Genomic DNA, 8,960 nt, shown 5'->3' with positions numbered 1-8,960 from the left:
CTTTCTCCTTCAGTTACAACCTAGATTGGGTGTCAAAGAATTAAATCACAAAGGGAGTAACCTAAAAACGAAAAAGCCCCAAAAATACTGGGGCTCTAGAGCTTCACCATCTCAATATGAGTAATTGGCCTTTCAAGCCACTGGGTGGCAATTTCTGAGAAGATTTTTGTTGATCCAGTGGTATAGAATTCGTGACAGGGTTCTTCTCCTGTGGTATTTAAAATGCCGTTATGATGGAGGATTGTACTAACTTCTCGCGCGGTTTCTTCACCGGAACTAATGACGTTAACACTATTCCCCATTACACGTTTAATGAGCGGTTCTAGCAAGGGGTAATGGGTGCAGCCAAGAATGAGCGTGTCTAGCCCTTCACCTTTTAGAGGTGCTAGTGTTTCTGCAACCACTCTTTCAGCAACAAGTCCATCATACTCACCACTTTCAACGAGTGGCACAAATTTTGGGCAAGCTAAACTGACAACATTGGTTTTACGATTAATTGATTTCAGCGCCTGTTCATAGGCCCTACTTTTCACCGTACCTTCTGTTCCGATTATGCCAATGTGGTAATTATTAGTATTCTTAATCGCTGTGCGTGCCCCAGGATGAATTACGCCCAAGACAGGAATCCTTAGCTCTGAGCGGATTTCCTCTAAGGCAACAGCTGTAGCAGTATTGCAAGCAATTACCAGCATTTTAATTTGCTTTTCCATTAAAAACTGGGTAATTTCCCAGGTGAATTTAAGTACTTCTTCTGCAGTTCTAGGGCCATACGGACAGCGGGCGGTATCACCAAGATAGACAATTTGCTCATGCGGCAATTGTCGCATGACTTCCTTTGCCACTGTCAATCCGCCTACTCCTGAATCGATGATTCCAATCGGTTTGTTCAACTATCTCGCCTCATTCTTCGCGCATTTCTTGATGTAATTTTGCTAAATTTTCCTTAAGTGTGACGATTTCTTCAGGTGAGAAATTCACTAAAACATCTTGTAAGTAGATTTGACGTTTTTTAATAACCTCATCGATAATCCTTTTTCCCTCATCAAGAAGGTGGATTTGCACCACGCGGCGATCGTTGGGATTTTTCACCCTTACGACTAGCTCATTCTTTTCCATGCGGTCTACGAGATCCGTTGTGGTACTAAATGCCAAATACATTTTATTTGAAAGTTCGCCAATCGTCATATCCCCCTCTTCAAACAGCCACTGCAAAGCAATGAACTGTGGCGGGGTAATCGTGTAATTGCTTAATATCTCGCGCCCTTTTTGTTTGATAATACCTGAAATATACCGTAAGTCTTTTTCGATATCGGCCACTTGTTCTAAGTTGCTATTATTACGAGCATCTTCGAGTTCCATTGGTCTACAACTCCTAAACTCTATCAGTGCTCTTATTTTCTATTATTTTCAGGATAATTTCAAGAAAGAAATGCAGCCAGTCATTTAGGACAGGCTGCATTTCTTCCTTGATAAAAATTGATAACCGGCCTCCCTAACTGGTTGGCCGGTTTAAATCAAAGTTCTAGCTCCCCCATGCGAAGGAGCTCTACAACAGCTTGGGAACGCCCCTTTACGCCTAGCTTTTGCATAGCGTTAGAAATATGATTTCGAACCGTTTTTTCGCTAATAAACAATTCGCCAGCTATTTCCTTTGTTGTTTTATCTTGTACTAACAGTTCGAATACTTCTCTTTCTCGTTTGGTGAGTAATGGCTTGTGAGTAAATTCATTCTCCTTCAAGTATAGTAACCCTCCTTGCCTTCGCCAGCTGTGAACTGCGGGGTGGGTATATTTTTAGTCACCATATCTTATGTAAAGGCAGGAGACAGAGTGACTACAATTCCTGAAAGGAGTGACATTTTCGTGAAATATGGGCTATTACTTGTAAACAACCTCTCGATCTTCGTGAAAAAGCTTTTTCGTATCACCTGTCCATGGAACACTTTTGCCCATTTTTTTCGATATTTGCACAATTGTGCTTCTACCAGGTAGACAGATTTCTCCCTTTTCGTTTTTCACCATGTAATGAAGATCGATGGATGAATTCCCAACATCATCTACTTTCACAAAAATCTTTAACTCCTCGTCAAAGAAGATTTGCTTTAGAAAATCACATTGCAAATCTGCTACTACCGGCATTGTTTCACTTTCAGCTTGTAGCCAACTCTGCATAAGTCCTTTACGTTTAAGATAATCAATCCTTGCCTGTTCAAAATAGACAAACGGCACTGTATTATTCAAATGACCGAACATATCGGTTTCTGAAAAACGGACCTTTAGCGGATAAAAATATGCAAATTCCTTTTCCCATTCCACTATATCGTTAATGTACTCTAACTTCCCCATCTTCGTTCCTCCATTTTTCCTTTCTATCAAAAAAGCCAGGCGATTTGTTTCTCGACCTAGCTTAAGAATCCACTCTTTTTGCATAAATAATATATCGGTCTGGTGCATCTCCTATATAACTAAAAGGATAACAGGTTGTTAAAATCAATTCCTCTTCATCATTTTGCAAAGTGATGATACTTGTATCATCAGCGTCTACAATTTTTGTATGAGTGATTTCATATTGGTAACTTCCATACGACATTTGGACTTCCAAGATATCAGCTAATTTTAATTCTCCTAGTTTTCGAAAGACGGTATCACGGTGTCCAGATAAAATGATTTGTCCATTTTCCTCTGGATAATAAGAATCCTTAAAGTGACCGACCCCTTTTTCTAGATCATCTGGGTCAGTGCCTTCTACAATCGCCAACTCGGCATTAATTTTTGGGATATATAGCAGCCCGGTTGTTTCTCCTTCATCAGGTAGTAAGCGTCCTTCTGGTTTTGCTGGCAACTCTACTTCATTTTCATCATGCGACTGAACGATGGCCTTTGCTTCCTTCAGGGACTGCTTGGTTTGAACCTTACTATCGATAAATTGTGATAACCCAATCCCAATAAAAACAACACCAATGGCAATAATTAAAAATGGGAGGATATTTTTTTTCTTCAAAAGAGGATCAACTCCGTTAGATTCTAATTCTACTCTATTATACAGGGTACCTTGCCACAAAGTAACCTTCTTTCGTCTATATCAAAATCTAGAGCTAATCCTCTCCCACACGTTTTCCCTGTACCCACTCTTTGCTTCGAAAGTTACTCTTAATTATAAAAAAAGACTCCTTTCCAAGGTTGGAAAGGAGCCTCCTATTTTTATATTTGGTCGCTTCCGAAGAAGTTTTTAAATGCCTGAATACTTGTATCGCGGTTCAACGCAGCAATTGACGTTGTTAACGGAATACCTTTCGGACATGATTGGACACAGTTTTGTGAGTTACCGCAGTTGGTAAGTCCGCCATCTCCCATAATCGCTTCAAGACGTTCTGCTTTGTTCATTTCACCCGTTGGATGAGCATTAAATAAGCGTACTTGTGAAAGAGGTGCTGGACCAATGAAGTCAGATTTGCTGTTCACATTTGGACATGCTTCTAGACAAACCCCACAAGTCATACATTTTGATAGCTCATATGCCCATTGACGCTTTCTTTCTGGCATACGTGGTCCTGGTCCTAAATCGTAAGTTCCATCGATCGGGATCCACGCTTTAACGCGCTTGAGAGAATCGAACATTCTACTTCTATCCACTTGTAAGTCACGGATAATTGGGAACGTGCTCATAGGTGCTAGTCTAATAGGTTGCTCTAGTTGATCAACCAGGGCTGAACAAGACTGACGCGGCTTTCCATTTATGTTCATTGAACAAGCACCACAAACTTCTTCAAGACAGTTCATATCCCATGAAATCGGCGTTGTTTTTTCTCCTTTAGCATTAACAGGATTTCTACGAATCTCCATTAAAGCTGAAATCACGTTCATACCAGGACGATAGTCTAAGACGAACTCTTCCTCATAAGAGGCTGAATCTGGTGTATCCTGACGTGTGATGATAAAACGGACTGTTTTATTTTCAGCCATGCCTTCTTACTCCCCCTTCTAATGTTTCTTCGTATAGTCACGCTTACGCGGTTTGATTAGTGAAACATCAATATCTTCATAATGGAAAGCTGGTGCTGAGTTAGCATCAACAAACTTTGCCATAGTTGTTTTCAAGAAATCCTCATCATTACGTTCTGGGAATTCTGGTTTATAATGAGCTCCACGGCTTTCGTTACGGTTATAAGCACCAATCGTAATAACACGAGCAAGTTGAAGCATATTTTGAAGCTGGCGAGTGAACGTAGCTCCTTGGTTGCTCCATTTAGCTGTATCATTGATATTGATGTTTTTGTAACGCTCCATCAACTCAACAATCTTCTCATCCGTTTTCAATAGACGATCATTGTAACGTACAACGGTTACGTTGTCTGTCATCCATTCGCCAAGCTCTTTATGGAGAATATACGCATTTTCCGTACCATCCATAGACATGACATTGTTCCATTTCTCTTCTTCCTGCTTAACATAACGATCAAATACAGATGAAGAAACGGCTTCAGAACTCTTTTCAAGTCCACTGATGTATTTAACCGCATTTGGACCAGCTACCATACCGCCATAAATAGCAGAAAGTAATGAGTTTGCACCAAGACGGTTTGCACCGTGCTGAGAGTAATCACACTCACCAGCTGCAAATAATCCAGGAATATTAGTCATTTGATCGTAATCAACCCATAGTCCACCCATTGAGTAATGAACAGCTGGGAAGATCTTCATTGGAACCTTACGTGGGTCATCCCCAACGAATTTTTCATAGATTTCAATAATACCGCCAAGCTTGATATCAAGTTCTTTAGGATCTTTATGAGAGAGATCAAGGAATACCATGTTCTCTCCATTGATACCTAGCTTTTGATTTACGCACACATCAAAGATTTCACGTGTTGCGATATCACGCGGTACCAAGTTTCCATAAGCTGGATATTTCTCTTCAAGGAAGTACCAAGGCTTACCATCTTTATACGTCCAAACTCGTCCACCTTCACCACGTGCCGATTCACTCATCAAGCGAAGTTTATCGTCTCCAGGAATTGCAGTTGGATGAATCTGAATCATCTCTCCGTTCGCATAGTAAGCACCTTGCTGATACACGATAGATGCAGCCGATCCAGTATTGATTACTGAGTTCGTAGATTTACCGAAAATAATACCAGGACCACCTGATGCCATGATGACTGCATCTGCAGGGAACGATTTAATTTCCATTGTTTTTAGGTCTTGGGCAACGATACCACGACAAACACCGTCGTCATCGATTACAGTCCCTAAAAATTCCCAACCCTCATATTTTGTAACAAGTCCAGCCACTTCATGGCGACGAACCTGCTCGTCCAATGCATAAAGTAATTGCTGACCAGTTGTTGCACCAGCAAATGCTGTACGGTGATGCTGCGTTCCACCAAAGCGACGGAAATCAAGCAATCCTTCTGGAGTCCGGTTAAACATAACACCCATACGGTCTAGCAAATGGATAATTCCTGGTGCTGCTTCACACATTGCTTTAACCGGTGGTTGGTTAGCTAAGAAGTCTCCGCCATAAACGGTGTCATCAAAGTGAATCCACGGGGAGTCACCCTCACCTTTTGTATTAACCGCTCCATTCATACCACCCTGGGCACATACTGAATGGGAACGTTTAACTGGAACTAGAGAAAATAGTTCGACCGTTTTCCCTGCTTCCGCAATTTTAATCGTTGACATCAAACCTGCTAGGCCTCCGCCAACTACAATAATATTTCCTTTACCCATCGTGACTCACTCCTTAATCCTAAGTCAACTTCTAGTAGTTCTGTAATTTAATAGATTCATAATTAAATAAATGCAACGAGCGCACGAATTGCGATAGTTGAAACGATAACAAACACACCAATTGAAAAGTATGTTGCAATAACTTGTGATCTTGGAGAAACTGTGATTCCCCAGCTAACAAGGAAAGACCAAAGTCCATTTGCAAAGTGAAAAATTGCACTAAGTACACCAACTACGTAGAAAGCAAACATAAATGGAGAAGCCAAAATATCAGCCATCATGTTAAAGTTTACTTCAGCTCCAAACGCAGCAGCGATACGCGTTTCCCAAACATGCCAAGCAATAAAGATTAATGTAATTACACCAGTCCAGCGTTGAAGCTTGAACATCCAGTTGCGGAAATATCCGAATCTACTTGTGTTGTTCTTCGCTGTAAAAGCAATGTAAATACCGTAAATTGCATGGAATAAGATTGGTAAATAAATAATAAATACCTCTAGGAAGATCCTGAATGGAAGACTTTCCATAAAGTGAGCTGCATTATTGAATGCTTCCTCACTTATAGCGGCGAAATGGTTAACGACAAGGTGTTGGATTAAAAACACACCGATCGGAATAACCCCAAGTAATGAATGCAATCTCCGCCAAACAAACTCTCGATTTTGTGCCATTATGTATACCCCCCTTTGATAATTAGAAATGATGTCTAGGTCAAATACGCTACTATTGGTTTCTAACCTTTCCATCGGTAAAAATAGTAAACATTTCTTACAATATTGTGACAAGTCCATTTTACTCTCATAAAGTGGGACCGTCAAGAAAACGGATACAGAAAAAATACTTATATGGAAAAAATTTTGAAAAAACCAAAGTGTCATTATTTTCCCTACAAAACAAACGTTAATTTTCCATTTATTTATATATCAAGATAATATTTACTCAAAAGGAACAAACTTAATCTCTTGTTCATAAAGTGAGGTCGCATACATAAACAACTGAAAAGGAAATAATAATCAAGCTAGATAATCGGATAAATTACACTAAAAAACATTCCCAAATCCATTGTTCATTAACTAAAAAAAATGTATATAATAGAGTCATAGAAAAAGGGGGAAAGCATTTGAGTGAATTACCGGTTTCTGAAAAATATAGTCCTAACGAGCGGCCTTCTGTTTCCCTTTTTGGGTACGAATTAATTAGAGATGACTTGATCTCAGAGTTACTTGGAAAAGACGAACCAGAAATCCTATACTGGGCAGGGAAAAAACTTGCGCGTAAATATCCTTTATATTCGATAGAAGAAATCATTGCTTTTTTCCAAGAAGCTGATTGGGGTCTTTTATCGGTTAAAGAAGAGAAACGCAAAGAACTTTGCCTTTCCCTTACAGGGGAGTTTGTTTCCAATCGCTTAAAAAAAGATAAAAACACTACTTTCCAGCTAGAGGCTGGCTTTTTAGCACAACAAATTGAGTGGCAAAAAAAGGTTGTTGCCGAAGCATTTGAACATCCAAATAAACGTTCAAATATCATCCAATTCACGATTAAGTGGGACAGTCATGACTCATTATAAAAAATGACCAAGACTACACTATACAAAAAGCTTTCAAGGTTCTAATCCGTTGAAAGCTTTTTGTCTTTTATTAACCAATTATGCTTGAACAGGGACGTTGGAAAGCTCAAAGGAATCATGCAGAGCTTCTACTGCCTTCACCATCAGTTGTTCTGAGACAACGGTTGACACCTTTATTTCAGAAGTGCTAACCATCTTTACCTGAACTCCCTCAGCCGCTAGTACTTCAAACATCTTCGCTGCAACACCAGGATTTGAAATCATCCCAGCTCCGACAATGGATACTTTTGCCAAACCTGTTTCTGATTCCACCGACTCATAGTTCAAGGTTTCTTTGTTCTTTTCTAGTACCTCTAATGTCTCCTTCAAGTCGCTGCTTTTAATTGAAAAAGATATATTCGCTTTATCTGTTCCAGTACCACTTTGGATAATGATATCGACATTAATATGATTATTAGCCAGTGTCGTAAAAATAGTTGGTAAGCTTGTAATTGAATTATCCAAGCCAATGATTGAAACTCTCGTAATTTGATCCTCAAACGCAATTCCACGTACAATTAGGTTTTGTTCCATTGCAATCTCCTCCTCGATGACTGTTCCACGTTCTTTCTCCATGCTTGAGCGAACCTCTAGTGTGACGCCAAAGTTTTTAGCAAATTCTACGGCACGAGGATGAAGTACTCCTGCTCCTAGATTTGCAAGTTCCAACATTTCATCATACGAAACTCCCAGCAGTTTCCTTGCTCCTTTTACATAGCGTGGATCTGTCGTGTATACGCCGGTTACGTCTGTATAGATATCACATTTGTCAGCATTAAGGGCCGCTGCAAGGGCTACAGCTGTTGTGTCTGATCCTCCACGTCCTAAGGTCGTAATCTCGCCGTTATCAGTGACGCCTTGGAAGCCAGCCACGACTACAACCCTACCTGCTGCCAAATCGTTTTTGATTTTATTCGGATTAATATTTAAAATCCTTGCGTTCCCATGTACAGATTCTGTTGAAATCCCCGCCTGCCAGCCTGTATAAGAGACGGCGTCTAGTCCTTTTTCTTTAAGCGCGATTGCTAAAAGTGAAATCGTCACTTGCTCTCCTGTGGTAAGGAGCATATCCATTTCCCGTTTGCTTGGAGAAGATGAGAGTTCATTTGCCATCTCCACAAGTTTATCCGTCGTTTTTCCCATAGCGGAGACCACAACCACTACGCCATTCCCATTCTGTTTTTCTTCAGCAACTCGACCAGCAACGTTTTGAATCTTTTCAACGTCCCCTACCGAAGTCCCACCAAACTTTTGCACAATCAGTCCCATTCTAATCCCCTCTTCCTGTTGTTGATGGCTGTTCATGCGTCTTTATGTACTCTAAGCTTTTTCCCAGAAAATAGAAAAAAGCAATGAGAATATCTCATTGCTGTGGTTACGTAATCATATACGCTTACACAGTGAGATAGCCCTCCAAGACACAGTCATCTTGACAATTCAGCATTTATTCAATGCAGAACCAGCAAGGAAAGCTATGAGTCATCCCTCACTTCGGCGAACATCCCTTTCAAAGCCCATCAAAGAATCTCATTATTCTCCAGACTTTTACTCTTGAGGCCCGCACCTCTATCTTCACTTTAACGCTCTAAAGTGATTTATTGAATTTTCATCATTATAGC

General features: G+C 40.3%; 10 protein-coding genes and 1 riboswitch. Of the genes, 1 reads left to right on the top strand and 9 read right to left on the bottom strand.

Annotation, left to right across the window (positions count from 1 at the left end; genetic code table 11):
* Window positions 1–95: 95 nt before the first annotated feature.
* The 8 genes from racE to H0185_RS20115 form a co-directional block, all read right to left on the bottom strand.
* The gene (gene racE / locus H0185_RS20150; protein ID WP_221875289.1) at window positions 96–890 is read right to left on the bottom strand and encodes a glutamate racemase; all 795 of its coding nucleotides are present in this window, start codon (window positions 888–890) and stop codon (window positions 96–98) included.
* Between the two features lie 10 nt (window positions 891–900).
* On the bottom strand, window positions 901–1,359 hold the full coding sequence (locus H0185_RS20145; protein ID WP_221875288.1) for a MarR family winged helix-turn-helix transcriptional regulator: 459 nt from the start codon (window positions 1,357–1,359) through the stop codon (window positions 901–903).
* A gap of 155 nt (window positions 1,360–1,514) precedes the next feature.
* On the bottom strand, window positions 1,515–1,739 hold the full coding sequence (gene gerE, locus H0185_RS20140; RefSeq protein ID WP_101593148.1) for a spore germination transcription factor GerE: 225 nt from the start codon (window positions 1,737–1,739) through the stop codon (window positions 1,515–1,517).
* A 138-nt stretch (window positions 1,740–1,877) separates the two neighbouring features.
* Window positions 1,878–2,345, bottom strand: a complete 468-nt coding sequence (locus H0185_RS20135) for an acyl-CoA thioesterase (protein ID WP_221875287.1) — start codon at window positions 2,343–2,345, stop codon at window positions 1,878–1,880.
* A gap of 61 nt (window positions 2,346–2,406) precedes the next feature.
* A complete protein-coding gene (locus H0185_RS20130; RefSeq protein ID WP_221875286.1) occupies window positions 2,407–3,000 on the bottom strand; it encodes a class D sortase in 594 nt (197 codons plus the stop codon).
* Between the two features lie 200 nt (window positions 3,001–3,200).
* Entirely contained in the window at window positions 3,201–3,962 is a 762-nt protein-coding gene (sdhB, locus tag H0185_RS20125; RefSeq protein ID WP_221875285.1) for a succinate dehydrogenase iron-sulfur subunit, read from the bottom strand.
* Between the two features lie 18 nt (window positions 3,963–3,980).
* Window positions 3,981–5,732 carry a succinate dehydrogenase flavoprotein subunit gene (sdhA, locus tag H0185_RS20120; RefSeq protein WP_221875284.1) on the bottom strand — a complete coding sequence of 584 codons (1,752 nt, stop codon included), beginning with the start codon at window positions 5,730–5,732 and terminating at the stop codon, window positions 3,981–3,983.
* 62 nt (window positions 5,733–5,794) lie between these two features.
* Window positions 5,795–6,403 (bottom strand): succinate dehydrogenase cytochrome b558 subunit, encoded by a 609-nt coding sequence (locus H0185_RS20115; protein ID WP_221875283.1) that lies wholly within the window; start codon window positions 6,401–6,403, stop codon window positions 5,795–5,797.
* A 449-nt stretch (window positions 6,404–6,852) separates the two neighbouring features.
* Between H0185_RS20115 and H0185_RS20110 the strand changes: the two genes are divergently transcribed.
* The gene (locus H0185_RS20110; protein ID WP_221875282.1) at window positions 6,853–7,302 is read left to right on the top strand and encodes a YslB family protein; all 450 of its coding nucleotides are present in this window, start codon (window positions 6,853–6,855) and stop codon (window positions 7,300–7,302) included.
* Window positions 7,303–7,380: 78 nt separating this feature from the next.
* Here the strand turns inward: H0185_RS20110 and H0185_RS20105 are convergent, their stop codons facing one another.
* The gene (locus H0185_RS20105) at window positions 7,381–8,610 is read right to left on the bottom strand and encodes an aspartate kinase (protein WP_221875281.1); all 1,230 of its coding nucleotides are present in this window, start codon (window positions 8,608–8,610) and stop codon (window positions 7,381–7,383) included.
* Between the two features lie 129 nt (window positions 8,611–8,739).
* Window positions 8,740–8,918: riboswitch (Lysine riboswitch) on the bottom strand.
* Window positions 8,919–8,960 lie beyond the last annotated feature (42 nt).

This window comes from Mesobacillus maritimus (assembly GCF_019749255.1).
Classification (GTDB): domain Bacteria; phylum Bacillota; class Bacilli; order Bacillales; family Cytobacillaceae; genus Mesobacillus_B; species Mesobacillus_B maritimus_A.
The sequence above is the reverse complement of the archived record's forward strand: the minus strand, read 5'-3'. Positions and strand labels throughout refer to the sequence as shown.

Coding starts and splice junctions, on each gene's coding strand:
- H0185_RS20145 (WP_221875288.1), bottom strand. CDS start 1,359: ATGGAACTCGAAGATGCTCGTAATAATAGCAACTTAGAACAAGTGGCC.
- H0185_RS20135 (WP_221875287.1), bottom strand. CDS start 2,345: ATGGGGAAGTTAGAGTACATTAACGATATAGTGGAATGGGAAAAGGAA.
- sdhB (WP_221875285.1), bottom strand. CDS start 3,962: ATGGCTGAAAATAAAACAGTCCGTTTTATCATCACACGTCAGGATACA.
- sdhA (WP_221875284.1), bottom strand. CDS start 5,732: ATGGGTAAAGGAAATATTATTGTAGTTGGCGGAGGCCTAGCAGGTTTG.
- H0185_RS20115 (WP_221875283.1), bottom strand. CDS start 6,403: ATGGCACAAAATCGAGAGTTTGTTTGGCGGAGATTGCATTCATTACTT.
- H0185_RS20105 (WP_221875281.1), bottom strand. CDS start 8,610: ATGGGACTGATTGTGCAAAAGTTTGGTGGGACTTCGGTAGGGGACGTT.